Source organism: Shinella sp. 838 (genome assembly GCF_029623935.1).
In the GTDB taxonomy this organism is placed as follows: Bacteria; Pseudomonadota; Alphaproteobacteria; order Rhizobiales; family Rhizobiaceae; genus Shinella.
The window spans coordinates 128446-152945 of sequence record NZ_JARSBQ010000010.1 but is presented as its reverse complement, the minus strand read 5'-3'; the positions used below and the strand labels follow the sequence as shown (position 1 = coordinate 152945).

The 24500-nt window shown below is 64.0% G+C and carries 26 protein-coding genes; 11 read left to right on the top strand and 15 right to left on the bottom strand.

Going from position 1 to position 24500, the window contains the following annotated elements:
- Positions 1-67: 67 nt before the first annotated feature.
- Both P9A16_RS25105 and P9A16_RS25100 read left to right on the top strand, forming a co-directional pair.
- Positions 68-604 carry a DUF2076 domain-containing protein gene (locus P9A16_RS25105; RefSeq protein WP_023514031.1) on the top strand — a complete coding sequence of 179 codons (537 nt, stop codon included), beginning with the start codon at positions 68-70 and terminating at the stop codon, positions 602-604.
- Positions 605-893: 289 nt separating this feature from the next.
- Positions 894-2201: a tetratricopeptide repeat protein gene (locus tag P9A16_RS25100; protein WP_023514030.1), complete on the top strand. Its 1308-nt coding sequence runs from the start codon at positions 894-896 to the stop codon at positions 2199-2201.
- A gap of 30 nt (positions 2202-2231) precedes the next feature.
- On the opposite strand, the gene P9A16_RS25095 is transcribed toward P9A16_RS25100, so the two are convergent.
- From P9A16_RS25095 to P9A16_RS25080, 4 genes are all read right to left on the bottom strand, one after another.
- Positions 2232-3557, bottom strand: coding sequence for an Nramp family divalent metal transporter (locus tag P9A16_RS25095; RefSeq protein WP_023514029.1), 1326 nt, complete (start codon positions 3555-3557; stop codon positions 2232-2234).
- Between the two features lie 92 nt (positions 3558-3649).
- Complete coding sequence (locus P9A16_RS25090; RefSeq protein ID WP_278026008.1) at positions 3650-4348, bottom strand: L,D-transpeptidase; 699 nt, start codon at positions 4346-4348, stop codon at positions 3650-3652.
- 195 nt (positions 4349-4543) lie between these two features.
- On the bottom strand, positions 4544-5407 hold the full coding sequence (locus P9A16_RS25085) for a peptidyl-prolyl cis-trans isomerase (protein WP_023514026.1): 864 nt from the start codon (positions 5405-5407) through the stop codon (positions 4544-4546).
- Positions 5404-6045 (bottom strand): DsbA family protein, encoded by a 642-nt coding sequence (locus P9A16_RS25080; protein ID WP_023514025.1) that lies wholly within the window; start codon positions 6043-6045, stop codon positions 5404-5406. Before P9A16_RS25080 ends, P9A16_RS25085 begins: the two co-directional genes overlap by 4 nt.
- 214 nt (positions 6046-6259) lie before the next feature.
- Between P9A16_RS25080 and P9A16_RS25075 the strand changes: the two genes are divergently transcribed.
- The 3 genes from P9A16_RS25075 to P9A16_RS25065 all read left to right on the top strand — a co-directional run bounded on the left by P9A16_RS25075 (position 6260) and on the right by P9A16_RS25065 (position 8874).
- Positions 6260-6562 (top strand): hypothetical protein, encoded by a 303-nt coding sequence (locus P9A16_RS25075; RefSeq protein ID WP_156032005.1) that lies wholly within the window; start codon positions 6260-6262, stop codon positions 6560-6562.
- Between the two features lie 157 nt (positions 6563-6719).
- Positions 6720-7328 (top strand): L,D-transpeptidase, encoded by a 609-nt coding sequence (locus P9A16_RS25070; protein ID WP_023514023.1) that lies wholly within the window; start codon positions 6720-6722, stop codon positions 7326-7328.
- 295 nt (positions 7329-7623) lie between these two features.
- Entirely contained in the window at positions 7624-8874 is a 1251-nt protein-coding gene (locus P9A16_RS25065) for a DUF882 domain-containing protein (RefSeq protein ID WP_278026020.1), read from the top strand.
- A 13-nt stretch (positions 8875-8887) separates the two neighbouring features.
- Here P9A16_RS25065 and P9A16_RS25060 read toward each other — a convergent pair whose 3' ends face one another.
- Complete coding sequence (locus P9A16_RS25060; protein ID WP_023512423.1) at positions 8888-9808, bottom strand: cation diffusion facilitator family transporter; 921 nt, start codon at positions 9806-9808, stop codon at positions 8888-8890.
- 210 nt (positions 9809-10018) lie between these two features.
- On the opposite strand from P9A16_RS25060, the gene P9A16_RS25055 reads away from it, so the two are divergent.
- Positions 10019-10540, top strand: coding sequence for a copper chaperone PCu(A)C (locus P9A16_RS25055; RefSeq protein WP_023512424.1), 522 nt, complete (start codon positions 10019-10021; stop codon positions 10538-10540).
- Positions 10541-10669: 129 nt separating this feature from the next.
- Here P9A16_RS25055 and P9A16_RS25050 read toward each other — a convergent pair whose 3' ends face one another.
- Complete coding sequence (locus P9A16_RS25050; RefSeq protein ID WP_023512425.1) at positions 10670-11407, bottom strand: calcium-binding protein; 738 nt, start codon at positions 11405-11407, stop codon at positions 10670-10672.
- 311 nt (positions 11408-11718) lie between these two features.
- Here P9A16_RS25050 and P9A16_RS25045 point away from each other — a divergent pair, with 311 nt between their 5' ends.
- Positions 11719-12615, top strand: a complete 897-nt coding sequence (locus P9A16_RS25045) for a LysR substrate-binding domain-containing protein (protein ID WP_023512426.1) — start codon at positions 11719-11721, stop codon at positions 12613-12615.
- 98 nt (positions 12616-12713) lie between these two features.
- On the opposite strand, the gene P9A16_RS25040 is transcribed toward P9A16_RS25045, so the two are convergent.
- Positions 12714-14153: a catalase gene (locus P9A16_RS25040; RefSeq protein ID WP_023512427.1), complete on the bottom strand. Its 1440-nt coding sequence runs from the start codon at positions 14151-14153 to the stop codon at positions 12714-12716.
- 296 nt (positions 14154-14449) lie between these two features.
- Here P9A16_RS25040 and pdxR point away from each other — a divergent pair, with 296 nt between their 5' ends.
- Positions 14450-15892: a MocR-like pyridoxine biosynthesis transcription factor PdxR gene (pdxR, locus tag P9A16_RS25035; protein ID WP_023512428.1), complete on the top strand. Its 1443-nt coding sequence runs from the start codon at positions 14450-14452 to the stop codon at positions 15890-15892.
- A gap of 246 nt (positions 15893-16138) precedes the next feature.
- Positions 16139-16837, top strand: a complete 699-nt coding sequence (locus P9A16_RS25030; RefSeq protein ID WP_023512429.1) for a phosphatidylserine decarboxylase — start codon at positions 16139-16141, stop codon at positions 16835-16837.
- A gap of 70 nt (positions 16838-16907) precedes the next feature.
- On the opposite strand, the gene P9A16_RS25025 is transcribed toward P9A16_RS25030, so the two are convergent.
- The 3 genes from P9A16_RS25025 to P9A16_RS25015 form a co-directional block, all read right to left on the bottom strand.
- Complete coding sequence (locus tag P9A16_RS25025; RefSeq protein ID WP_023512430.1) at positions 16908-17612, bottom strand: glutamine amidotransferase; 705 nt, start codon at positions 17610-17612, stop codon at positions 16908-16910.
- A 28-nt stretch (positions 17613-17640) separates the two neighbouring features.
- Positions 17641-17877 carry a hypothetical protein gene (locus tag P9A16_RS25020; protein WP_023512431.1) on the bottom strand — a complete coding sequence of 79 codons (237 nt, stop codon included), beginning with the start codon at positions 17875-17877 and terminating at the stop codon, positions 17641-17643.
- A 191-nt stretch (positions 17878-18068) separates the two neighbouring features.
- The gene (locus tag P9A16_RS25015) at positions 18069-18557 is read right to left on the bottom strand and encodes a RidA family protein (RefSeq protein WP_051758670.1); all 489 of its coding nucleotides are present in this window, start codon (positions 18555-18557) and stop codon (positions 18069-18071) included.
- A 165-nt stretch (positions 18558-18722) separates the two neighbouring features.
- Between P9A16_RS25015 and P9A16_RS25010 the strand changes: the two genes are divergently transcribed.
- On the top strand, positions 18723-19421 hold the full coding sequence (locus P9A16_RS25010; RefSeq protein WP_023512433.1) for a TetR/AcrR family transcriptional regulator: 699 nt from the start codon (positions 18723-18725) through the stop codon (positions 19419-19421).
- Positions 19422-19434: 13 nt separating this feature from the next.
- On the opposite strand, the gene P9A16_RS25005 is transcribed toward P9A16_RS25010, so the two are convergent.
- The 3 genes from P9A16_RS25005 to P9A16_RS24995 form a co-directional block, all read right to left on the bottom strand.
- A complete protein-coding gene (locus P9A16_RS25005) occupies positions 19435-19785 on the bottom strand; it encodes a DUF2200 domain-containing protein (RefSeq protein WP_023512434.1) in 351 nt (116 codons plus the stop codon).
- A 60-nt stretch (positions 19786-19845) separates the two neighbouring features.
- Complete coding sequence (locus P9A16_RS25000) at positions 19846-20844, bottom strand: DUF808 domain-containing protein (RefSeq protein WP_024270627.1); 999 nt, start codon at positions 20842-20844, stop codon at positions 19846-19848.
- A 161-nt stretch (positions 20845-21005) separates the two neighbouring features.
- On the bottom strand, positions 21006-22538 hold the full coding sequence (locus tag P9A16_RS24995; protein WP_023514747.1) for an MDR family MFS transporter: 1533 nt from the start codon (positions 22536-22538) through the stop codon (positions 21006-21008).
- Positions 22539-22664: 126 nt separating this feature from the next.
- Here P9A16_RS24995 and P9A16_RS24990 point away from each other — a divergent pair, with 126 nt between their 5' ends.
- Complete coding sequence (locus P9A16_RS24990; protein ID WP_023514746.1) at positions 22665-23189, top strand: MarR family winged helix-turn-helix transcriptional regulator; 525 nt, start codon at positions 22665-22667, stop codon at positions 23187-23189.
- Positions 23190-23205: 16 nt separating this feature from the next.
- On the opposite strand, the gene P9A16_RS24985 is transcribed toward P9A16_RS24990, so the two are convergent.
- Positions 23206-23490 (bottom strand): DUF2218 domain-containing protein, encoded by a 285-nt coding sequence (locus tag P9A16_RS24985; protein WP_023514745.1) that lies wholly within the window; start codon positions 23488-23490, stop codon positions 23206-23208.
- Between the two features lie 51 nt (positions 23491-23541).
- A complete protein-coding gene (locus P9A16_RS24980) occupies positions 23542-24492 on the bottom strand; it encodes a FecR family protein (protein ID WP_023514744.1) in 951 nt (316 codons plus the stop codon).
- Positions 24493-24500 lie beyond the last annotated feature (8 nt).

Here is a 24500-nt window from a genome sequence, read left to right as displayed (position 1 = left end):
ATGGCGACATGACGGGCAGGCATCATTCTGTCCACCAAGTACAGATGCGCATCGAAAGGATCACATAATGGACCGCAACGACCAGCAGGCTATCGAAGGCCTGTTCAGCAAACTTGCCGCTGTCGAACGCCAGGCCGGCCCCCGCGACGCCGACGCCGATCGCTTCATTCAGGACAGGGTGGGCCAGCAGCCCGGCGCGCCCTACTTCATGGCCCAGACGATCGTCGTGCAGGAGCAGGCGCTGGAAGCCGCGCAGCGGCGGATCGAGGAGCTTGAATATCAGGCTGTCAACAGCCCGGCGCAGCGCGGTGGGCTCCTGTCTGGCCTCTTCGGCGGAAATGCGCGGCCGCAGCCGGCCGCCATACGCCCCGCCGCGCCGCAGCAATCCCCCTGGGGTCAGAATGCCGGTGCAATGCCGATGCAGGGCCGTGCCGGCGGCGGCTTTCTTGCCGGCGCCGCGCAGACGGCCATGGGCGTCGCCGGCGGCGTCCTGCTCGGCAATGCCATCATGGGCATGTTCGGTGGCGATGAGGCACAGGCAGCCCAACCCGCTGCCGCGGAGGAGCCCGCCGAGGATGAGGATGGCGGCGACTTCGAAATGTGAGGTCGAACGCCCCAGCCGGACAGGGGGAACCCATGATGGCCGGGGCCGATACTGCGGAGGGTCGAAGGGCACCTTTGGTACAGTCCGGAACCCTAGCGCCGCCTGTAAACAGGCGGCGTTCTTTCTGCGTCCATGTATCCCTGTACCGCAAATGTCCCTGCCGGATTTTACTGCTGCACCGTTGCCCGCCTGCTATGGCGAAACGGCATGCCCTGCCCTACCTTCCGTTCGGATCGTCAGGTGGGGCGGCTGGTGATCCGCGTGACTTGCCGTAAACGGAGGTGTCGGCATGAAAGCTCTCGTCGGTGCGATCGCCATCTGTATCGCTCTTTCGCCAACGGTCGTGCAGGCGCAACAGAACGCCGGTGCGACGGCCTCCGGCCAGTCGCTGGAGGACCTCGACCGCTCCATTCGTCTCGACCCAAAGAACGCCGTTGCCTTCAATGAGCGCGGCCAGCTGCATCTCAGGATGGGCCAGCCCGATCGGGCGGTCGCCGATTTTGACGCGGTCGTGTCGCTGCTCCCCGCCAGCGAGACTGCGCGTCACAATCGCGGCATGGCCTATCTGTTTCTCGGTGACTTTCCGAAGGCGATCGCCGATTTCGATGAAGCGTTGCGGATCGACCCCAACCGAGCGGACACTTACCAGAACCGCGGCGTTGCCCATGTGCGGACCGGCGCGCTCGACAAGGCTATTGCCGATTTCAACGAGGCGATCCTGCGCAAGCCGACGGCCAATTCCTACAATTCCCGTGGTTCCGCCCATGCGATGAAGGGCGATTTTGTGCGCGCCATCGCCGATTACGACCGGGCACTCCTGATCGAACCGAAGCGGGCCGAGAGTTTCCAGAGCCGTGGCTCTACCCGTATCGAGATGGGGGAGATCGATGCCGGCATTGCGGATCTCGGCGAGGCCATCCGTTTCGATGACAAGCAGCCGGCCTATTACGACATGCGCGGGGTCGCCTATCTGCGGAAGCGGGATTACGGATCGGCGCTCGCCGATTTCAAGCGCGCCCTCGAACTCGATCCAACTCGTATCGATTCCCTGCGCAATCTCGGTGTCGCCCAGGCGGAGACCGGCGAGGCCAAGCTGGCCGTGGCGAGTTTCGACAAAGTACTGGCGGTCAATCCGAAGGACGACAAGGCACTGTCGGCACGCGGCTTCGTCCTCCATCGCCTCGGCGAATTCGAACGGGCCTATGCGGATCTCGACGCGGCCCTTTCCCTCAATCCCGACAATGCCGACGCCTACAACAACCGCGCGGAGGCTTATCGCCGTGACGGCAAGCTGAAGGAAGCCTTTGCCGACCTCGAGTCGGCGCTGAAACTGGACCCGAAGCATAGAAACGCCCGGCACAATCGCGGCATCGTGCTTTTCGATCTTGGCCGATATGACGAGGCGATCACCGACTTCGACACGGCTATCACGATGAAACAGGCGGACGAGGAGACCTACTACGGCCGCGCCGCAATCTTCGTGAAGAAGAACGATCTCGCCCAGGCGCTATCGGATCTGGAGCAGGCGCTTCGCATCAATCCGGCATTCTACAAGGCCATCGACCTGCGCACCGAAATCAAGGGTCAGGTCAAATGAGTCCCATCGCAAGGCATGGTCGCCGTCACCCTAAAGGACGAAATCGACCAGCATTTTGACGTTCAACCCGGCGATGACAACCGCGATCAGGAGCGCGAGCGCCGTCAACCAGCGTGGTGCGACGAGTGCTCCCATTTTCCGGCGATCGGCGGTGAACATCACGAGCGGAAACACGGCGAAGGAAAGCTGGAGGCTGAGGACGACCTGCGTGAGGATGAGAAGCTGCGCCGTCCCGCTGTCGCCATAGGCGATGGTCACGCCGGCGGCCGGAATGATGGCGATCCCCCGCGTGATCAACCGTCGTAACCAGGGAGCCAGGCGCATGCGCAGGAACCCTTCCATGACCACCTGCCCCGCCAATGTCGCGGTCACCGTCGAGTTGATGCCGCAGCACAGGAGTGCCACGCCGAAGAGCGTGGGGGCGAGGGCGATGCCGAGAAGCGGTGCCAGAAGATTGTGCGCCTCGCCGAGTTCGGCGATGTCCGTCCGGCCTGTCGCGTGAAAGGCTGCGGCGGCAAGGATCAGGATGGAGGCATTCACCAGGAGCGCGAACATCAGCGCCACGGTGGAATCGATCGTCGCGAATTTCAGCGCCTCGCGCCGCTCGGCAAGCGTCTCGCCATAGGCGCGCGTCTGGACGATCCCGGAATGCAGATAGAGATTGTGCGGCATGACGGTCGCTCCCAGAATGCCCAGCGCGAGGTAGAGCATGTCGGGATTGGTGACGATCTCGGTCGTCGGCGCGAAGCCGCGGATGACCTCGCCCCAGTCGGGATCCGCAAGGCCGATCTGGATGGCGAAGCAGACGGCGATGACGCCGAGCAGGACGATGACGAAGGCTTCGAGCCAGCGGAAGCCGAGGCGCTGCAGGTAGAGGATCAGGAACACGTCCAGCGCGGTGATGACGACGCCGAGTTCCAGCGGGATGCCGAAGATCAGGTTGAGGCCGATCGCCGTGCCGATGACCTCGGCAATATCGGTGGCGATGATGGCGATTTCCGCCAGAAGCCAGAGGCCGATCGCCACGGGGCGGGAAAAGGCGTCGCGGCATGCCTGCGCCAGGTCGCGTCCCGAGGCGATCGCCAGTCGCGCGCACAGCGATTGCAGTACGATCGCCATGATGTTGGACACAAGGGCCACGACAAGCAGCGTGTAGCCGAAGCGCGATCCGCCGGCGAGCGAGGTCGCCCAGTTGCCCGGGTCCATGTAGCCGACGGCGACGAGATACCCTGGTCCGAAAAACGCAAGCGCACGCCGGAGCGTCGATGCATCCTTTCTAACCGGGATAGAGCGATGAACGTCGGACAGGGAGACCTCCCCGCCCGCATGCAGCCAACCTTCCCGACGCGTATCCATGATCCGATCCAATAGTTGCGAATGCTATTGCAAATCATTCGCATAAATGAGGTGGGCTCGCAAGGGTATGCGCTCTGCCCTATCGCCGGGCTTCAGCGCACGACGATGCGCGCCTTCGAGGGCACCCGGGTATAGAGGTCGATGACATCCTGATTGATCAGCCGTACGCAGCCGGAGGAGACGGACTTGCCGATGGAGCTCCACTCGCGGGTGCCGTGCAGGCGGTACAGCGTGTCTTCGCCATTCTGGAAGATATAAAGGGCGCGGGCGCCGAGCGCGTTGTTCGGTCCGGGCGGCTGTCCGCCGTTTTCGACGGAGAATTTTGCCAGCTCGGGCTGGCGCGCGATCATTTCGGCCGGCGGCTTCCAGTGTGGCCATTTCTGGCGCCAGTGGACGACCCCTTCGCCTTCCCAGGCAAAGCCGGCCCGGCCGAGCCCCACCCCGTATCGCATGGCCGTGCCGCTGGGCTCCACGACATAGAGAAACTTCGAGCCGGTATCGACCACGACGGTGCCTGCCGGCTCGCCCGTCATGTTCATTACCCGCTGGCGATAAAATTTCGGGTCGATCTGTTGATAGGGAACGGCGGGCAACGTGTAACCGCCATCCTCCAGGCCGGCATAGCGTGTCGCCAGTTCCTCTTCGCTCGGCAGCCCCATGGGGCGCCGGGCGGTGCTGGGCGTGATGCTCGTGATGCCGGCGGGAGAGAGGGTGGAACAGGCCGTGAGGGTCGATGACAGCATACCCAGGAGGAGAACCCGTCTGGATAGCGTGGAAGCCCGATCTTTCATGTCTTTCCGTTCCGTTGACGTTTGCATCATGGTTTCGCAGCGCCTGTCGGCGCCGACATCTCGATTTCACCGCGTATATGGAGCGCGCTATAGGCCGTCACGACCAGGACAAAACTGGACAGGATGAGCAGCATGATCCGGTTCCGGCGCCGAACCCTATGCTGGCGCGCAGCATCGGTCGTCCGGTTCGCCGCCTCAGTTGGCACCATGGTCGTGCCCATCGTCGGATGCTTCGGGCATGGCGACGTCGGGAACGAGCTTCTCGATGCGCGCGCTGGCCGTCAGGTCGGCGATGATCTTGCCCACGGCCTGGGCCTCCATGCCGCGCCGCAGCTCCGCCGACACGGTTTCGAAAGCAGGCGGTTCGCGCTTGCGCCGCTCTTCCAGCTTCAGGACGTGAAGGCCGAAGGGCGTTGCGACGGGTTTGGCGGACGTCTCGCCGGCCTTCATCGCCGCAATGGCGGTCCCCAGTTCCGGCGGAAGCTGCTCGGCCGTCAGAAAACCGAGGTCCCCGCCCTTGCTTTTGGATGCGTCGTCCATCGAGGCGCGTCCTGCCACCTCTTCGAACGGCGTTCCCCCGGCAATCTCCCGGATTGCCGTGTCCGCGCTGGCCTGATCCTTGGTCAGGATGTGCCGCACGCGCACCTCCTCGACCACCGGCATCGCGGCGACACGCTCGTCATAGGCCTTGCGCACCGCGTCTTCCGTCACGGCGGCCGCGGCGGCCTTGGTCAGATAGGCCTGCCTCAAGGCCTGCTGGCGGAGAAACGCCATCTGGCGCTTGAACGTCTCGTCGTTCTCCATGCCCTCGCGCAGCGCGGCATCCGAAACCACCTTGAGGTCGATCAGCGCATCGACGACAGCCGATTTCCTGGCCTCCGGTGTGGCCTCGGGGTTGGGATCGCCGAGGAACGAGGTTGCGAACGCGACATCGGATTCCAGAATTTCCGTATCTCCGACGCGGGCCGCAACCTGGTCCGCCCGTTCCTCGGCGAAGGCTGGGGCAGCAGCCAGAATGAGCCCTGCGAGAAGGGCATTCTTGATATGTCTGATGGTCATTTGCCTGCTCCCGCAACGAGGGGCTCGATGATGGAGCGCATCTGCTCGATCGGCATGACGCCGGTGAATTTCTGGCCATTTATGAAGAAGGTCGGTGTCGAATCCACGCCGAGTTCCTGGCCCCGCGCGGCAACGGCGTTCACCTTGTCGAGCAGCGCCTGGTCGCCAAGACAGGCCTCAAGGTCGGTTTCCTTCAGGCCCGTCATCGAAAGCACCGAGAGGAAGCCCGCTTTCCCGTCCTCCGCCCGCGCCCAGCGCGGTTGGTTGCGGAAGAGCAGATCGACCGTCGGATACCATTTGTCGTCGCCCACGCAGCGGGCGAGCATGAAGGCGGCGGTCGATCGCGGGTCGAAGGGGAACTCGCGCAGGATGAACCGGACCTTGCCGGTATCGACGAACTCCGCCTTGAAGGCGGGCCAGACTGTGAGATGGAAGTTGGCGCAGTGACCGCAGGTCATCGAGGCATATTCAATGACGGTGACGGGCGCATCGTCGCGCCCGAGGATCCGCTCCGGCAAGGGGCCGGGTTGCATGAGGTCGGGTACCGCCGCCGTGCCGGTGCCCTGTGCCATCACGCGGCTTGCCGCCAGCAAGCCCAGTCCTGCTACGGTCGATCCCAGAAATTGCCGTCTGTCCATGTTGCCTCCAAATCAAGGGAGCCGGATCATAAAACCTCTAGCTGCTTGAGCTGCAAGTGCGCGAAAGCGCGCATTTTCGAGAATCCTGCAAAGGCTGGAAACTGCATGGAAATTGCCCCTGCTAACGGCTTGTTAAGCACAATGCCGCGACATTATCCTTCGAGGTCGGAGCTATTCGGGCGTTACGGGCATGCCGCACCGCGCAGTTATGAGATTGATCGTCATCTTGCTGATGTCGCTGATCGTCGGCATCAGCACAACCGCGTCGGCCGCCGTCCGCAGCCATCCGTCGTTCGAGCCGCTGCAACTTGCGGTGAGCCTGACGACGGTAGATCTCGAGGACGGCCTGCCCGATCACCCGACCCCGGCGGACAGCTGTCATGAAGCCTGCAGCTGGCTCGTCGAATGGCACTGGCCAGGAACCGCTCCCGTCTATCGCCTCCGGCCCGATCGGGCTTCCGACCCGCGGGTGCCGGGTCCCGTCCTGCTGATCCTGCCTCCTCCCCGCGTGGCTTGATACAACAGCGCCTTGCCGGCCGATTGCGGACGACGTGCTTTCCGGAGCCGGCCGCATGGTGACCGGTGGGCCTGTCCCGCTTCACCGTATTTCCCCTTTTGATCGCGGGCGACAGATGGCCGCCAGAGGCGCCCTGCCCGCAGCAAGGATGATTTCCATGAGACGTCTCTTTTCCTCCGACATAGATCCCTTAGCGGTGCGCCTTGACCGGCGAAGCTTCAGCCTTGCCGCCCTCGCGCTGCTTGCCTCGCCAACGCTTGCCCTTGCCGAGGGAAAGAAGCGTGCGATCGAGATCGACGCGCGGTTCCTGCCGCAGCTGGTGAACTCCCCCTATCCGGAAGACGCCGGTACCATCGTGGTGGTGCCGCAGGACCGCTACCTTTACCTCATCGAAGACGATGGCTTTGCACGCCGCTACGGGGTCGGCGTCGGCCGCGCCGGGCTGGCCTTTTCCGGTTCGGCGACTGTCGGCCGCAAGGCAAAGTGGCCAAGCTGGCGCCCGACCGACAACATGATCCGGCGCAACCCGAAGAAATATGCCCGCTATGCCGGGGGCGTGCCGGGCGGACCGAAGAACCCGCTGGGCTCCAGGGCCCTCTACCTGTTTCGCGACGGGCGCGATACGCTCTACCGGATTCATGGCACCACCGAGCCCTGGACCATCGGCAAGGCCGTTTCGAATGGCTGCATCCGGATGGTCAACGACCACGTCGAGGACCTTTACGAGCGGGTTCCCGTGGGAGCCCGGGTCGTGGTGATTGCTTAGGGGCGACAGGCGCTGCCTGGCCGCGGAACCTCTTCGGCCAAGGGCGGCGCCCCCGCGTTGCCGGCGCCATTGCGCGCGCCGGCGGCCTCCGCTCGGGCCCAGTCCGGGGCTGCGTAGCAGGAGTCACGGGGCAGGGTTGGGGCATGGGCTACTGCCATCAACGGGTTCTTAACCCTTCATTGACCATAATTCCTGTCGGTGCCTGAGCGCCGTCATCCGCTTTCGATGACTGTATCTCGTTTGATTGGAACGTGTCGTGTTCGAGTATTTGTTGCCCGCGTCCTGGGCGAACGCCTTGCATGCCGTCGCAAGGAATGGTTTTGGCAAGGCCACGCGCCGGGCTGTACAGGCAGGTGCGATCGCCGCCGTCACCGCTTTGACCGCTGCTCCCTCCGCCGCCTTTGCGGAAGTCCGCTCGCTCAAGCTGTTCTTCACCCATACCGGCGAGCGTGCGACGATCACCTACAAGCGCAATGGCAAGTACGACCCGAAGGGGCTCGCACAGGTCAACCGCCTTCTGCGCGACTGGCGCCGGAACGAACCGGCCCGCATGGATCCGCGCCTGCTGGATCTGGTCTGGGAAGTCTATCAGCGCACCGGCGCGAAGGATTACGTCAACATCGTCTCGGCCTATCGTTCGCCGGCCACCAACAACATGCTGCGCGGCCGCTCGCGCAATACGGGCGTCGCAAAGAACAGCCAGCACACGCTCGGCAAGGCGATGGATTTCTACATTCCCGGCGTCAAGCTTGCGCGGCTGCGGGAGGTCGCCATGCAGCTGCAGATCGGTGGCGTCGGCTACTACCCGACCTCCGGCTCGCCCTTCGTGCATCTCGATGTCGGCCGTGTCCGGGCGTGGCCGCGGATGTCGCGCCAGGAGCTGGCGCGCATTTTCCCGAACGGCAAGACGCTGCATCTGCCTGCCGACGGCCGAGCTCTGCCGGGTTATGACCTGGCGATGGCGGACTACAAGCGGCGGGTCAAGGCGACATCCGTCATCGCCGCCAGCACCGCCGGAAAATCGAAATTCAAGGGCGAGGCCGCGGCGTCCGAAAACACGCTGCTCACCGCCATGCTGCCGACCCGCAAAGGCCGGGCGGAAGAGGCACTCGAGCTGCAGACCACGCGCCAGATGGTTGCCGAGGAACCGCTGTTCTTCGACCTTGCGACGATTACCGCTCCGCTCCCGACGTTCCGGGCTGCAGCCGTCGAGCGCGTGCTGCCCGTGAACACCGCTGCGTTCGTTCCCTCTGCATCCTTCAGGGTCGCGCAGGGCACGGGCCTCCTGCGGCAGCCGACTGCCGCCGAGTCCAGCCTCAAGGGTTCAGGCCTTTCCGGCACGCAGGCGGAATGGGCTGTTTCCGAAGCGGCGCTCTTCGACTGGGCGCTGGCGCCAGCCAAGGAGCTGGAGCAGCTGCGCCTTCCGTCCAGCCTGCGGCGGATCGTGGCAAGCGCTGAGGACATCCGGCAGCCGCTGGGGCGGCAGGCCCAGCCCGCCGATCAGCAGACGACGTTCGACGAGAACCGATTCGGATGGGACGGCTGATGGCCTGACCCGGTCATTCGTGCCGGGCGACAAGCGCACCCGGCGGATCGACCTGCACCGTGACGTGATCGATGCCGCCCTTCGCCTTGAGCCAGGCAGAGACCACCGGCGGCAGCGATAAGGGATCGACGCCCTCGGCGGGACTGACATGGACGGTTGCGACGATGCTCTCGTCGGTCAGCGTCCAGGCATGAAAGTGGCCGGCTTCGGATACGTCCGGCAGGCTCCGCAAGCCTGCTTCTATCTCGTCCGCACGGATGCCTTTCGGCGTTGCCTGCAGGAGGACGCGGATGGAATCGGAAACGAGCCCCCAGGCCGACCGGATGACGAGGCCGGCGACGAGCACCGACAGGATCGGATCGAGCACACTCCAGCCGGTCAACATGATGCCGACCGCGGCCGCGATCGCGCCGACCGATCCCAACAGGTCGCCGATGACGTGCAGAAGCGCCCCGCGCAAATTGCTGTCGCTGCTGTTGCCCGACCACAAGGCATAGGCGCCGATCAGGTTCACCAGGAGGCCGATGGCCGCGACGACAAGCATGGGGCCAGCGAGGATTTCCGCAGGCTCGTTGATCCGCTGGACGGCCTCCCACGCGATCCAGACCACCAGCAGGAGCAGTGTCGCGCCGTTGGCGAGGGCGGCAAGAACCCGCACGCGGTGGAACCCGTAGGTCCGCTGCGCATCGACGGGCCAGCGTGCGACACGATAGGCGATCAAGGCCAGCAGGAGGGCTGCCGAATCCGAGACCATGTGTCCGGCGTCCGCGATCAGGGCGAGTGACCCCGCAAGCCAGCCTCCGACGGCCTGCACGAGGGCGTAGCTGGCGGTGAGGATGAAGACGAGGCGGATCCGTCGCTCGTTCGATTGCGTCACCTCGGTTGCATGATCGTGGTCGCCGTCCGAATGGGCATGCCCGGTTTCACTGCTCATGGTCTCGACATCCCCGTTCCCGTTCGTGGCGGCATTGACGGAAACTGGCGCGGGTTCCGGCTGTCGTCAACCGTGCCATGAGTGGGCTGGCCAGAGGGCGTCGTGCACCAAGGTGGTGTCCAAATGCCGCATATCGGCGCCGGCGGCCGCCGCTATTGTGACGCGAAGCCGCCTATAACGGCTCGATGGTTGGAGCTGGAGACGCAAGACATGCGCTTGAAAATGGTAGCAGCAGGGGTTCTCGTTTCCCTGTCGCCGACCCTCCCGGCCGATGCGGCGACCGGGCGGTTTCCCCATGAAAACCCGCCCGCAAGCCTGGTGGTCGAACACGCGGAACTCCTTGTTGCCGACGCCGCGTCTGGTAGGGCGGAGGGGTTCCTGACGATCTGGAACGGAACGAGCGTAGAAAAGCGCCTCATCGGCGTCGCAAGCGAGGCGTTCCGGTCCGTCGCGGTTCTTCCTTCGCCGGAAGGCATGGTGGCGGCTGAAGAGTTTGTCCCGATCCCTGCCCATGCGGAACTGCGCATGAAACCGACAGGCCTTCGCCTTCTCCTCGCCGACCGGGTGACTGGAGAGGCGCCTCCGTCATACCGTCTCACGCTGACCTTCGAGGACGGCACGCGCCTCGCTGTCACGGCGGCGGTCGTCAGGGCGCAGGCCGAACTCACACGGCATCATCACGGACAGGCAGATCCCGGCCCTGGAAATGGCACGGCATCGGGCCCGGATTAGCGCGAGGGGTCAGTGCCCTGGGCCCTGACATCCTCGCATTTCAATCCGGGCTTGAATGCCGGATTTCTGCCGATCCCGGCTGCAGGCAGGCCCGGCGCGTGGATGTTACGTGCCGGTGCGAATGCACTTTTACCAGATGAAGTCGTCCCGGGAGAGTTCGCCGAGCCGCGTGTCCTCGATGACGAGATGGTCGTCGCCTGCCTGGATGACGACGTCGTTGCCGGATTGCTTGGCCGCGTCGCGGATGTCGGCATAGCTGTCGAAGCTGTTGTAGTAGGAGACGTCGATGCGGTCGTCGCCGTTCTCGAAATCGGTGACGATGTCGCGGCCGCCGTTGAAGACGAAGATGTCGGCGCCCTCGCCCCCGGTCATCGTGTCGTTTCCGCTGCCGCCGTTGAGGGCGTCATTGCCCTCATGGGCGATGATGCGGTCGTTGCCGGCCTGGCCTAGGAGCTTGTCGTCCCCCTCGCCGCCTAGGAGCTTGTCGTTTCCGGCCCCGGCGCGGATCACGTCATTGCCCTCGCCGCCACTGATATCGTCGTTGCCCTTGCCGGCAACGGCGTGGTCGTTGCCTTCGGCCAGGCTCAGCCAGTTGTTGCCGTTGCCGGCATGCAGGACATCGTCGCCCTCGCCGCCCCACAGCTTGTCATTGCCGTTTCCCGAAACGATCCGGTCGTTGCCCGCCCCACCGCGGACCTGGTTGTGGCCGCCGCCTGCGTCGATGCGGTCGTTGCCTTCCTCGCCATAGAGAAAATCGTCGCCGTCATAACCGTAGAGTGCGTCGTCGCCCGAACGGCCGTAGAGATAATCCTGCTGGCTCGTGCCAAACATCCGGTTGTCATCGTCGTTTCCACGTTTCGTGACCATCTCGAAGCTCCTTTATACGCAGGCACGATTGCCCTGTTGCGGTGGAGTAACGAGGGACGTGGCGGCTTATTCCATGGAGATTCATTTTTTTGATTGTCGCGTTGGCGTATCAGGACGGGTGTAGACTTTGGCCACCGGCCGGCAGGTGCACGGGAATCTGCTCCGGCCGCGCCGGAATGAAGGCAAACCGGCCTATCGGCTCGCTTCGATCCGGCACTCGTTGCTTTCCGATTTAATGCCGATTGTCGCTGCGAAGCAGTGGAACCTGTCATTGGTCGCTGCGGGTGAAGTATGGCGCTACAGGTAGGCATATGAATTTCTCGGGAATCTCCCTTCGCGACCTCGAATATATCGTGTCGATCGCTGATCGCGGCAGTTTCGGGAAGGCCGCCGCGCAGTGCGGGGTCTCACAGCCCGCGCTGTCCTCGCAGGTCCGGAAAGTCGAGAGTTTCGTCGGGATCAACATTTTCGAGCGCACGACCAGACGCATCCTCATCACGTCTTCGGGGCAGGACTTCATCCGGCAGGCGCGCCGGGTTCTGGAGGAAGCATCGATCCTGACGAACATGGCGGTTCGTTCGGAGCAACCATTCGGGCACGAGCTGAAGCTGGCAGCCATTTCGACACTCGGCCCCTATCTGTTTCCGCGCATCATCGGGGCGCTCCGGCAGGCATATCCCGATACCACCCTTCTTCTCAGCGAGGGATTGACCAAGGACCTCACGGAAATGCTGCTGGCCGGGGAGCTCGACGCGGTGCTCTTGTCCCTCCCGGTCGCCGGCGCGCTCGAGCATACCGATATCTTCACCGAGCCGTTCTATCTGGCCTGCCCGAACGGACACCCCGCCGGACATGCGGACGGGCCGGGTTGGGAGGATCTGGGTGCGGGAGAACGGCTCGTCCTCAGCGAAGGGCACTGTCTGCGGGATCAGGCGCTCGACACCTGTTCCTTCATTGATCCCGGAAGACGACAGGCAACGAGCATCGAAACGTTGAAATACATGGTCGCCGCCGGCGAAGGATGCACGCTGTTGCCGGCGCTCTCCCTGAGCAGGACGGCCCCCGTCACCTGGCGGGCGATGCGTGGCACCGCCTATTCCCGTCGGGTCGCACTCGTATGGCGGCAGACTGATCCGCGGAAAACGGAGTTTTTGAGCCTCGGACAAACCATCGCTGCGATCGCGAAGGAGGCGGAAGGCGCAGCCTGAATGGCGAGGCATCCCGCAAGCCTGCCACTTGGGAAGGGCGTGGGCTCACATGGCAGGCCGGGCTCACCTTCATGGGCGTGCCCGGCCGGCCGAAAGCATCAGGTGCGGGACTGTGCCGTGATTGCGGCCGCCACACCGGCGCCATAGGCCGGATCCGCCTTGCTGCAGTTGTCGATGTGGCGCTGGATCACGGCCGTGGATGCGCCGTTGATGGCACGCGCCGTATTCTCGAAGAGAACGGTCTGCTGCTCCGCCGACATTTTCCGGAAAAGGTTGCCGGGCTGCGAATAATAGTCGGTGTCTTCCCGATGGTTCCAACGCCAGGCGGCGTCGTGCAGCTTGAGCGGCGGTTCGGAGAAATCGGGCTGCTGCTGCCACGCGCCATGGCTGTTCGGCTCGTAGGAAAGGCGCCGTCCGCCATTTCCGTCGACGCGCATCGCACCGTCACGGTGGTAGCTGCTGAAGGGGCACTGCGGCGCGTTGACGGGAATCTGGGAATAGTTGACGCCGAGCCGGTAACGCTGCGTGTCTCCATAGGAGAACAGACGGCCCTGAAGAAGCCGATCCGGCGAGAAGCCTATGCCGGGTACGATCGTGCTTGGGCTGAAGGCCGCCTGTTCGACTTCGGCGAAGAAATTCTCCGGGTTGCGGTTGAGCTCCATGACGCCGACTTCGATGAGCGGATAGTCCGCCTTCGGCCAGACCTTTGTCGGATCGAACGGATTGATGGCGCACGCATTGGCTTCATCCTCCGTCATGATCTGGATGTAGAGCGACCAGCGCGGAAAGTCACCGTTTTCGATACTGTCGAAGAGATCGCGCTGGCTGCTTTCGCGGTCGCGGCCGATCAGGTTGGCGGCCTCTGCATCGGTCAGGTTCTGGATGCCCTGCTGCGTGCGGAAATGGAACTTGACCCAGTGGCGCTCCTGATGGGCGTTGATGAAGCTGAACGTATGGGTTCCAAACCCGTGCATGTGCCGCCAGCTCTTCGGAATCCCCCGGTCGCTCATGATGATCGTGACCTGATGCAGCGCCTCCGGCAGGAGCGTCCAGTAATCCCAGTTGTTTTCCGCACTGCGCATGCCCGTGCGCGGGTCGCGTTTGACCGCATGGTTCAGGTCTGGGAACTTGAGCGGATCGTGCATGAAGAACACGGGCGTGTTGTTGCCCACCAGATCCCAGTTTCCTTCCTCCGTGTAGAATTTCAGGGCAAAGCCGCGGATATCCCGCTCGGCATCTGCGGCGCCGCGCTCGCCGGCAACCGTCGAGAAGCGTGCGAACATCGGCGTCGTCTTGCCGATCTGCGAGAACAGCTTTGCGCGGGTGTATTTCGAGATGTCCTTCGTGACAGTGAAGGTGCCGAAAGCGCCGGCCCCCTTGGCATGCATGCGACGCTCGGGAATCACCTCCCGGTCGAAATGTGCGAGCTTCTCCAGGAACCAGACATCCTGTAGAAGCTGCGGCCCGCGAGGGCCTGCCGTAAGGATGTTGTTGTCGTCGGCAACCGGAGCGCCGAACGACGTTGTCAGCTTTGACATGTGTTTCACCTTCCAAAAATTGGGTTTTGGTCGGCCGACCGGGTAGGATTACTAGAGCCGTCGAGGGGAAACTAAAAAGACATTCTGCTTACCGGATATATAGGCTGAAGTTATGAATGTGTTTGCTGGGCCCTGTTCTGGTGTATTTACCAGGCACACTGTCGATTGTGCGGCCGCACTGTGGGAAAGCGATGGAAAGCTTCACCAATTTCTGCCTTGTTGTCCGTGCCGGCTTGCTGGAGACCATGGGCAACGCCTAAGTTCCGTCCTGAGCGCAGCAAGAGTAGATAGGCCGAATGGGAAAAGGAACGGTGCTTGCCATCGAGGTCAAACCGGAGGGCCGCGAGCCGGTGTTCCTGGCTTTGGTGCGGACGATTATCAACGAAATCGAGCGTGGCCGGCTGAAGCCCGGGGCGCCCCTGCCGGGAACGCGCGCGCTTTCAAAGAACCTGAAGCTCAATCGCAACACCGTCGATGCTGCCTATCATGAACTGGCCATGCAGGGCTGGCTGGTAACGGAGCCTTCCCGCGGGACATTCGTGGCGATGGATCTGCCCGACATGGCGATGCCGCCGCGCGCCTCCCCGCCGCAGGGTGTTGTTACCGGGCTGGCCCGGCCGGCCGCTCCCGGCATCCTCCGCCTGTCCGACGGCTATCCCGACGTCCGCCTCGTCCCCACGACGGCCTTTGGGCAGGCGATCCGCCGCGCGCTCAACAGCGCCGCCTTCGTTTCCGGTAGCGCCTATGGCGATCCACGGGGCAATGCGGCCTTGCGGGATGCCCTTTCGCACTACCTGCGTGACGAGCGCGGGCTGACGGCGGCAGCAGCCGATATCATGGTGACGCGGGGCAGCCAGATGGGCTTGTTTCTTGCAGCTTCCGCTGTCGCGGAGCCCGGCATTGCCATTGCGGTGGAGAGCCCCGGCTATCCTCTCGCCTGGGCCGCTTTCCGGGCCGCCGGTGCGGATGTCGTCGGCGTTCCGGTCGATGCGCATGGCATAGACGTCAATCTCTTGGAGACGCTGGCACAGACGAATGCCAGCCTCCGCGCCGTCTACATCACGCCGCATCATCAATATCCGACGACGGCAACGCTGGGCGCGGCGCGGCGGATGCGGCTGATGGACGTTGCCCGGCGGTATGGCCTGCTCATCATCGAGGACGACTACGACAACGAATACCGTTTCGACGGGCGGCCGATCCTGCCGCTGGCCGCAAGAACCGATGAAGACCTGCCCATCATCTATCTCGGCTCGTTGTCGAAGCTGCTGGCCCCCGGCATTCGCCTCGGCTATGCGGTCGCCCCGCCGCAGATCCTGCTGCGCATGGCGGACAGGCGGGAAGCCCTGGATCGGCAGGGCGACTGGCCGCTGGAGCATGCGCTTGCCGACCTTCTGGCAGACGGAACGATCAAGCGGCATGCCCGCAAGGCCCGGCGGATCTACCACGCCCGGCGGGACCAGATGGCCCGAATGCTCGAAGAGCGGTTTTCCGATGACGGAGAGTTCACGCTGCCTGCCGGCGGGCTTGCGATCTGGTGGCGGCTCCGGCGCGGCCTCAGCGCCGAGACCTGGGCTGCCAACGCCGCCAGGCTGGGTCTTTCCGTCATGCCCGGCCTTCAGTTCGTGCTGGATACGGCCAATCCCGCGGAAGCGTTCCGGCTTGGTTTTGCCAGTCTCGACAATCGGGAAATGCTCCGTGCCATGGACATTCTTTCGCGTGCGAAACCCGTTGGATGAACGGCATAGCCGGTCCCTGCCCGTCATTCGACCGGCCTAGCGGACTTCTCCAATCCGTCCCTGCCTGCCTGGCCGCCCGATGAATAGAGCCATCCGCATGTGATGGAGTCTTCGAATGTCAGCTTTTCTCAAGATGGCGTGCCTTGTTGCGGGTCGTGGTGGCAGGCGGGCGGAGCCGGTGCCGGGTGCAGTGCCCGATCGCTTTGATGATCGCGAAGCCTCGGGCATGGCCGCAGGAACATGCGCATGAATATCGCCCTGTCGATCCGCAACGGCCTCGTGCCCATTCATCGCGCCGGGCGCCCGTTCATTGTGGCAGGGGTCCTTGCCACTGTTGCCGCAAGCTTTATCTGGACGCCCCTGGCATGGAGCGCCGGCCTGGTTACGCTGTGGGTCTGCTACTTCTTCCGCGATCCGGAGAGAACGACACCTTTAGAAGACGGGATCGTCGTGTCACCGGCGGACGGGCGGATCAGCATGATCGCCGAAGTCCTCCCGCCGCCGGAGCTTGATCTCCCGAGGGTGCCGATGCTGCGGGTCTCCGTCTTCATGAGCATCTTTGACTGCCATGTGAACCGCATGCCCGTCGAGGGGCGGATCCGTTGGATCGCCTATACGCCCGGAAAATTCTTCAATGCCGATCTCGACAAGGCCAGCCAATACAACGAACGCAATGCCATTGCGATCGAGACGCCCTACGGCGCCGTCGCGGTGGTGCAGATCGCGGGCCTGATCGCCCGGCGCATCGTTCACTGGGCCGCACCCGGAGACACGGTGGAGGTCGGCCAGCGTTTCGGCCTCATCCGCTTCGGCTCCCGCCTCGACGTCTATCTCCCCGCTGATGCGATCCTCCTCGTCACCGTCGGCCAGACGGCCGTCGTGGGGGAAACCGTGCTGGGCAAGTTGCGGGGCGTGCCTCCTGAAAGAGGGTACAGAACCGGCTGACCCGCCAGGTCGTTCGAAAAGGGGACCGGCATGTTCGCCCAGTCCCCTTCCCGGTGTTTGGAGCGCGCTTTCAGCCTGTCGTACCTTGAAGCCATTCGGTGCACATCTTTCGTGCGGCTTCGCGCAGCGCCGGGCCACAGCGCCGGGCATCCTCCCGCAAGACACGGGGATCTATGCCTGCTGCCGCAAGTTCAGCGGCATGGCCGATCAACCAGCGCTCAATACCGGCGCAGGCATCGACCTCGGGGTGAAACTGCAGTCCAAGGATGTTCGGCCCGACGGCGAAGCCCTGGGTGGCGCAAAGTGCGGTCGTGGCAAGGCTTGTCGCACCCTGCGGGATCTCGAAGGCGTCTCCGTGCCAATGCAGCACGGGAACGCCTTCCAGATGCCGAAGCGGGCCGAGCCGCCCGTCCTCGGTGACCGCAAGGGGGGAAAAACCGATCTCCTTGTGCCCCATCGGGGCCACTCTCGCCCCGAGCGCTGCTGCGATCTGCTGGGCGCCCAGGCAGATACCCAGCGTCGGACGCCGGGCGGCAAGGCGCGTTTCGAGAAGTTGCCGCTCTTCCTCGAGGAAAGGATAGGCCCTGGCTTCATAAACGCCGACCGGCCCTCCCAGAATGACCAGCAGGTCCGGGACTGCGGGATCCACGGTCCACAGCTCGTTCATGCCGAGATCGTAGTAGTAGATGCGGTACCCCGCCGCCGTCAGCACGGCCTCGAATGTACCCAGATCCTCGAAATGGACGTGGCGGATGACGACTGCCGTCTTCAGCATGGATGGCGCTCCCTCGATGTCCAGAACATCAGCCCAGTACGGACAGGTCTGCGCCGTGGTTGATGTGATAGACGGCGTCCCCTATCACGAGGGCGGGGACCGACTTGACGCCTGCATTCCGGGCTTCCGCAACGCGCTCGCTCGCCAGGCCCAGATGAACGGTTTCGACGGAGTACCGGGCGGGGTCGAGCGCACCGACGAAGCGCTGCTCCGCATCGACACAAACCGTGCAGCCCGCGTGATAGAATACTGCCTTCTCTGCCATGATCGTTCTCCTTTCAATGACACAGCGTGTGCTGTGTTGACGCTGTCAAAGGAAGGAAAACGGGGCCGTTGTTACAGGGCCGGATTTCTCACGCGGACTGGGCCGGCTGGAGACCGTCGCGCCGGCGCCGCACGCAGCCGTTGACCGACAATTCGAGCGATTGCTTCTGGGTTCGGTCCAAAGCCCTGCAGCTAATCCAGAACAACGATGGCTTCGACCTCGAAGAGCATCGGGTCGATGGCGAGTTTCGGAACGGGGACCAGGGTCTGTGCGGGCAAGGTGTCGCCGAACATCGCCTTGACGTTCTCGGTGAGCACGCCGAGCCTGGACATGTCGTGATCGACGACGAAGATCGTGAGCTTGGCGACCTGGTCGGGCCGGGCGTCGAGTGCGTCCAGGGCCGCTCCCAGATTCGCGTAGGCCTGCCTGACCTGGACGGCAAAGTCGGGCGACAGAGCCCCGGTGCCGTCCTGTCCGCCCTGGCCGGAAATGTAGGCCAGCCGAGCGCCTGCAGGCACGATCACCGCCGTGCTGTAGCCGTTCGGCGTCGGGTCGTAGAGCCCTTTCGGATTGACGATGGTCAGGGCGCGCGCCGCTTCGCGCGCGGCCGTTGCCGTAGGGGTACCCATGATCATGATGATTAGTCCTCCAAGAACCAGTTGCTGGATTGCGCGCGACATTATTTTCTCCGCGGCCCGCAGGATTGAACTTCAGCACCGTACGCGTGCTATTGACTCGTACGGCGTACGATTAAATGATCCCGTACATCGTACGAGTCAACCCGGCGGGATCGACATTCTGTTGGGGCCGGCTTAAATCGTCGGTCTGATCGGCAAGGGAAACGGATGGTGGCCAAGGGTAGCGGCACGCGGAGCAAGGAATCCGTACGGAAGGCGACACCGTCCCGGCCGAGTGGGGAACCGCAGGCGGAGCCGCCGCTTTCGCTGGAACGGATCGTGGCAACGGCGATAGACCTGCTGGACGCCGAAGGGGTCGACGGGCTGAAGATCCGCCGCCTGGCCGATCGCCTCGGCGCGGGGGCGATGAGCCTCTACTGGCATGTCGAGAACAAGGAGGCCGTGTTCGACCTCGTGCTCGACGCCGTCTTCGATTGCCGCGGCATGCCGGAGGTCGATGAGGCGCGGGGCTGGCGCCCGGAGGTGGTCCACATGCTGGAGGACTGGCGCGCGGTCATGCTGCGCCATCCCTGGTCGGCCGCGCTTCTGCCGCGCCGGGCGCTTGGTCCGAACATCCTCGGCCGGCTGGAACGCCTCGGCAAGGCCTTGTCGAAAGCCGGCGTCCCGGAGGCCGAGCTGAACGCAGCGATATGGTCTCTCTGGAACTATGTGCTCGGTGCAACCATCACCCGGGCGAGCTTCGACCTTTCGGCCGCTGACATGGCTGCCGGCCAGCAGCGGCTTTCCCGTCTCAGCGAACACTACCCGACGATCGAGCGCTCCCGCCTTCTGCTCGACAGCGATTGGGACGGCACTTTCCGGAAGGGCCTCGACTTTCTGCTGGATGGCCTTGCCCTGAAAAGATGAAAGCGGTAGGCGCTCAGCCGCGCAGGATCTTCTCCATCACCTTGCCCTTCGCGAGTTCGTCGATGAGTTTGTCGAGATAGCGGATTTCCCGCATGGTCGGCTCTTCGATCGTCTCGACGCGGACGCCGCAGACCGTACCCTTTATCGAGATGCGGGCCGGGTTCATTCCCGGCGCCTGGGCAAAGAAGTCCTCGAAGCTGGTTTTGTTTGTCAGCTGTTCGTTCAAGGCCGCAGGGCTGTATCCGGTCAGCCAGCAGATGATCTCGTCGACTTCTGCCTTCGTGCGGCCTTTTCGTTCTGCCTTCGCGACATAGTGGGGATAAACGCTCGCGACGCTGACGGAATATATACGGTGTCCTGTCATGCATCCTCCTGGTCGAACCCGCCCCGGTCTTTATGGGGCAGGACGGGAATACGCAGGCCGTTAGGCCGTACGCAGCTTGCGCAGCCGGCCACTCAACCAGCGCCAGAAAGGGGCAATAGCCCTGCTGACGATGGGGATCAAAATGGCACCGGCGAAGAGCCCGATGATACCGGAACCGGCGGCCTGGACCAGCCAGGAAACGAGGCCGTCGATGGCCGGAAGGGCGCGCGCCGCGGCTTCGCCGGCATCGTGTAGCGCATGGGCGGGCGCCGAAAAGCCGAATATCTCCGCACCATGCACCAGGATGCCGCCGCCGACCCAGATCATCGCCGCCGTGCCGACCGCGCCGAGCAGTTTCAGGAGGTAGGGCATGCCTTTGACGAGGCTGTGGCCGAGGAGGCGAAAGGTCCTGTCGATCGGCGTGCGCAACGGGCGGCCGGCGAGCCAGAGACCCACATCGTCCGCCTTTACGATCAGCGCGACGACGCCATAGACGCCGGCGGTGATGACGATGCCGACGAGCGCGAGGATCAGTGCCTGCATGACGGGGCCGGCATCGGGCACGGAGGCGAGCGTGATCGCCATGATCTCGGCAGAGAGGATGAAGTCGGTGCGGATGGCGCCGGCGACCTTGCCGTCCTCGAAGGCTTTCGCATCGGCCCCTGCCGGGTCGAGCTGTTCCTCATGATGATGGGCGCCATGGGGCGAGACGAGCTCGTAGATCTTTTCCGCACCCTCGTAGCAGAGGAAGAGGCCGCCAGCCATCAGGAGCGGCGTGATCGCCTGAGGTGCGACGAGGCTGAGCGTGATGGCTGCGGGCAGCAGGAAGAGAAGCTTGTTCTTCAGTGAGCCGAGCGCGATCTTGCCGATGATCGGCAGCTCCCGTGCCGGCGAAAAACCGGTGACGTAGCGTGGTGTCACGGCGGCATCGTCGATGACGACGCCGGCCGCCTTGGCACCGGCCTTGCCGGCCTGTGCGGCGACGTCATCCAGCGAGGCTGCGGCAGCCTTGGCAATGGCGGCCACATCATCGAGAAGGGCAATCAGGCCGACGCTCACGAAAAACCTCCATCTTCGACGGGACTGGTCGGATCGAGCAATAGCCTCTTCGCAGGCCTGGAAAAAGCAAAAATACGCTCATTGCCGGAGAAGCGCTGCCGCCATCCGCGGCGTCCATGGCATGGACACCGCGCAAACAGGGTGCCGTTCCGCCCTCGGTGTCACCCGGCTTTTGCGGTGTTTGCCTGTAGCCGGACATTCTTGAGGGAGAGTGCGGCCAGTAGCCCGAGCGCGATCATGCCGGCCATGCTGAGGAACACGGGCTGGAAGGCATCCGTATAGACCGTTGCGACCAGCGCGCGGACCTGTTCGGGCAGCATGGCGAGTTCGGCCGGCGTCAGTCCCTCGATGCTGGCGACGCCGGGAATGCTATGCCCCTGTCCGGTGACGAAGGCGGCGAGTGTGGCGCCGTAGATGCTAATGGCGATCGATGCGCCTGCCATGCGGGTCAGCGTGACGGCGCCGGTGGCTGCGCCGAGATCTGCGGCATTCGCGGCATTCTGCACGCCGATCACGGGGACCTGCTGGCCGAAACCGACGCTGAGGCCCTGCAGCAGCATCAAAAGGCCGATGAGATAGACTGGCGTGCCGGGATGGATTGTCGTGAAGAGGAGGAAGGTCACCAGCCCGCCCGTCGTGCTGACGACGGAGAAGATCTTGTAGCGGCCTGTCAGCGAGATCAACCGCCCCGCCGTCAGCGAGCCGGCAGCGATGCCGGCCGTCAGCGCCATGAACAGGAGGCCGGCCTGCGAGGGGGAGAGGCCGGTGGTGGTCTGCAGGAAGAGCGCGATATAGTTGACCGAACCGATGCCGATCGCGCCGCTCACCAGCGAGACGATCAGGAGGAGATTGACGGTCGGATTGCGGAACAGGCCGAGCGGAACGATCGGCTCGGGCACGCGGCGCTCGACATGGATCCACGCGATCAGGCAGACCGCGCCGAAGGCGATCACGGCAAGGCTTTCGGCGGACACCAGCGAGCCGAAGATCTCCCGGCTGTCGGCCCAGAGCACCACGCTCGATACCACCGCGGCAAGCAGGACCGCGCCCGCAAAATCGATCTTTGGCCGGCGGATCGGCTTGCGATAGGGCAGGATCAGCGCGAGGCCGGTGAGCACGATGATGCCGATCGGCAGATTGACGAGAAAGATCGAGCGCCAGCCGAAGAGGTCGGAGAGCACGCCCCCCAGTGTCGGGCCGACGGCGCCGGCTGCCATCAGCATCAGGCTCGAATAGCTCTGGTAGCGGGCCCGCACGCGCGGCTCGAAGAGATCGGCATTGATCGAGAAGATGGAGACCATGATGCCGCCGCCGCCGAGACCCTGCAGCACGCGGGCGGCGATGAGCGTGTTCATCGAGACCGCAAGGCCGCAGGCAAGCGACCCCAGTGCGAAGATGAAGATCGCGGTCATCATCACATATTTGCGGCCGAAGAGGTCGCCCAGCTTGCCATAGACCGGCATCACGGCACTGGTCGCCAGCAGATAGGCCGAGCCCACCCAGCCGAAGCGCTCCAGCTCGCCGAACTCGCCGACGATGGTCGGCAGCGCGGTCGAGACGATCTGGTTGTCCAGTGCCGCCATGAAGATGCCCGTCATCAAGAGGCAGACGACAAGCATCCGGCGGCGCGGATCGGGCACGAGCGACGCATAGGCTGTATCGGTATCCTTGTCGGAGCGCAGACGGGCATCCATGGCGGTAACGTGATCTCTCTATCTTTTTCAGCAGGGAATTTGTGTGCCTATCGCACATATATGTCAACTGCACATATGTGATAAAGGCACAAATATGTTTTGACATCGATGGAAATCTGCTAATCCATGGGCATGAGCAGCGATGACGAACAGAAGGCCGGTCCTGCCGGCACCAGCGCCTTTGCCCGTATCGGTGCGGCGATGGGGCGGATGCGGATCATGACCGGCCGGCGCTACATTGGGCGCCTAGCCATTTCGCGTGTCGGCGCGGGGCTGGAGCTTTCGCATCTCGACGCCCTGTCCCTGGTCCGGCGTCTCGGTCTCGAGCAGGAAGTCACGGTCGGCGCGCTTGCCGAGCAGTTGCGGATCGATCATTCGCGCGCGAGCCGCATCGTCGCGGATCTCGTCAAGCGCGGCGTCGTGCGCCGTGCCGCCTCGCAGGACGATGGCCGGCGCACCATCGTCACATTGACGAAGGCCGGCATGCACTGGCTCGATCAGGTGAACGGCGTCAAGGAAGAGGTGCTGTCAAAGGTGCTGTACGACTGGACGGAGGAGGAGATGGCGACGTTCGCCAATCTCTACACCCGCTTCATCGAACGGCTCGAGGTGCAGGCGAAGGATTTTGACGCGGAGAGTGCGGGCAAATAACCGCTGGCCGCCAGTCTCAACGACGCCATTCGGGGGCTTCAAGGGTCTCCCGGAAGGCGAAGCGCAGGAGATGCGAGGTGATGGCGGATTGCGCCCAGGCGAGGCTCTCTTCGTTTTTTGCCTTCACGAACAGGCGAAGCCCGTCCGCATCCGCGTCGAAGAGAGCAACCCCGCCATCGAACCGGCACTCGCCATGCGTATCGGAATAGACGACGTCCACCTTGTGGGCAAAGTGCTTGCACATCTGGACCAGATATTTGGCGCCGGCAGCGATTTTTACATGCGCGGTGGATTCGATCATGCTTTTCTTCCATTTCCAATGTGGTGAGCCGCCCGCCCGGAGCGCCGGCCGCTAGCGGATCACGATCAGGGGGCCTAGCCGGGTTACCCTTACTCCCAGAGCCTGGCGGATGAACGACAGGGCGGCATCCGTGTCGGAGACGGTGATGGTGCCGCTCACCCGGCGCTGCGCCAACGCGCTGCCCGCAAGGACGATCCGGCCGGAGAAATGACGGCTCATCTCCTCGATGACATGGGAGAGAGGCGCATCTTCCACTGCGATCTGCCCGCGCTGCCAGGCAAGAGCCACGACACCATCAACCGGCTGGACATTCATCCGGCCGGTGTCGCGGTCATAGGTGGCCTGCTCGCCTTGCGAGACGCGCAAGGACGAGGCCGCTGCGTCACCCGGCTCGATGAGAACGGCATTTTCGGTAACCGTAACCTCCGTATCGGCGGTGCCGTAGCGCACATCGAAGGCCGTACCGAGCGCCGTGACGTGTGTCGTCCCGGCCTCGACGGTGAACGGCCGCTCCGGCGCGTGTGCGACCTGGAAGAAGGCCTGGCCGCGCAGGAGGCGGACGGTTCGGCGGTTCGCGGTGAAATCGACGGCAATCGCCGACGTGGCGTTCAGTTGCACCGTGGATCCGTCCTCAAGGGTAACGACCGGCATTTCCGCGGTCCCCGCAATAGCATCGGCCTGCAGCCGCATGGGCCCGTCCAGCGCAAGAAACGCAGCTGCGGCGCAGACAAGGAGCGCGAGCGATGTGGCGGCAGGTTTGGCAAGGTTGCGCGGCCTGGCCTCGATGTTCCGCAGCGCCGGGTCCGTCTGGATGGCCGTCCGTGCGTCGCCCAGCAACCTTTCGGCAGCCCGATAGGTACGACAGTTCTCGGGATCATCGAGCCATTGCTGGAAGCGCGCCCCTTCTTCCGGGGATTGCGCCGGATCGCCATTGCGCAGAAGCCAGTCTGCTGCCTCTCTGTTGCGCTTTCGCTGCGCTTGCGTGGCACGGTTGCCCGGCATCGGCTTCT

What these genes read in the sequence shown, in the direction of transcription:
- P9A16_RS25105 (WP_023514031.1), top strand. Translation starts at nt 68, where the DNA reads ATGGACCGCAACGACCAGCAGGCTATCGAAGGCCTGTTCAGCAAACTT.
- P9A16_RS25100 (WP_023514030.1), top strand. Translation starts at nt 894, where the DNA reads ATGAAAGCTCTCGTCGGTGCGATCGCCATCTGTATCGCTCTTTCGCCA.
- P9A16_RS25095 (WP_023514029.1), bottom strand. Translation starts at nt 3,557, where the DNA reads ATGGATACGCGTCGGGAAGGTTGGCTGCATGCGGGCGGGGAGGTCTCC.
- P9A16_RS25090 (WP_278026008.1), bottom strand. Translation starts at nt 4,348, where the DNA reads ATGAAAGATCGGGCTTCCACGCTATCCAGACGGGTTCTCCTCCTGGGT.
- P9A16_RS25085 (WP_023514026.1), bottom strand. Translation starts at nt 5,407, where the DNA reads ATGACCATCAGACATATCAAGAATGCCCTTCTCGCAGGGCTCATTCTG.
- P9A16_RS25080 (WP_023514025.1), bottom strand. Translation starts at nt 6,045, where the DNA reads ATGGACAGACGGCAATTTCTGGGATCGACCGTAGCAGGACTGGGCTTG.
- P9A16_RS25070 (WP_023514023.1), top strand. Translation starts at nt 6,720, where the DNA reads ATGAGACGTCTCTTTTCCTCCGACATAGATCCCTTAGCGGTGCGCCTT.
- P9A16_RS25060 (WP_023512423.1), bottom strand. Translation starts at nt 9,808, where the DNA reads ATGAGCAGTGAAACCGGGCATGCCCATTCGGACGGCGACCACGATCAT.
- P9A16_RS25055 (WP_023512424.1), top strand. Translation starts at nt 10,019, where the DNA reads ATGCGCTTGAAAATGGTAGCAGCAGGGGTTCTCGTTTCCCTGTCGCCG.
- P9A16_RS25050 (WP_023512425.1), bottom strand. Translation starts at nt 11,407, where the DNA reads ATGGTCACGAAACGTGGAAACGACGATGACAACCGGATGTTTGGCACG.
- P9A16_RS25045 (WP_023512426.1), top strand. Translation starts at nt 11,719, where the DNA reads ATGAATTTCTCGGGAATCTCCCTTCGCGACCTCGAATATATCGTGTCG.
- P9A16_RS25040 (WP_023512427.1), bottom strand. Translation starts at nt 14,153, where the DNA reads ATGTCAAAGCTGACAACGTCGTTCGGCGCTCCGGTTGCCGACGACAAC.
- pdxR (WP_023512428.1), top strand. Translation starts at nt 14,450, where the DNA reads ATGGGAAAAGGAACGGTGCTTGCCATCGAGGTCAAACCGGAGGGCCGC.
- P9A16_RS25030 (WP_023512429.1), top strand. Translation starts at nt 16,139, where the DNA reads ATGAATATCGCCCTGTCGATCCGCAACGGCCTCGTGCCCATTCATCGC.
- P9A16_RS25025 (WP_023512430.1), bottom strand. Translation starts at nt 17,612, where the DNA reads ATGCTGAAGACGGCAGTCGTCATCCGCCACGTCCATTTCGAGGATCTG.
- P9A16_RS25020 (WP_023512431.1), bottom strand. Translation starts at nt 17,877, where the DNA reads ATGGCAGAGAAGGCAGTATTCTATCACGCGGGCTGCACGGTTTGTGTC.
- P9A16_RS25015 (WP_051758670.1), bottom strand. Translation starts at nt 18,557, where the DNA reads ATGTCGCGCGCAATCCAGCAACTGGTTCTTGGAGGACTAATCATCATG.
- P9A16_RS25010 (WP_023512433.1), top strand. Translation starts at nt 18,723, where the DNA reads ATGGTGGCCAAGGGTAGCGGCACGCGGAGCAAGGAATCCGTACGGAAG.
- P9A16_RS25005 (WP_023512434.1), bottom strand. Translation starts at nt 19,785, where the DNA reads ATGACAGGACACCGTATATATTCCGTCAGCGTCGCGAGCGTTTATCCC.
- P9A16_RS24995 (WP_023514747.1), bottom strand. Translation starts at nt 22,538, where the DNA reads ATGGATGCCCGTCTGCGCTCCGACAAGGATACCGATACAGCCTATGCG.
- P9A16_RS24990 (WP_023514746.1), top strand. Translation starts at nt 22,665, where the DNA reads ATGGGCATGAGCAGCGATGACGAACAGAAGGCCGGTCCTGCCGGCACC.
- P9A16_RS24985 (WP_023514745.1), bottom strand. Translation starts at nt 23,490, where the DNA reads ATGATCGAATCCACCGCGCATGTAAAAATCGCTGCCGGCGCCAAATAT.
- P9A16_RS24980 (WP_023514744.1), bottom strand. Translation starts at nt 24,492, where the DNA reads ATGCCGGGCAACCGTGCCACGCAAGCGCAGCGAAAGCGCAACAGAGAG.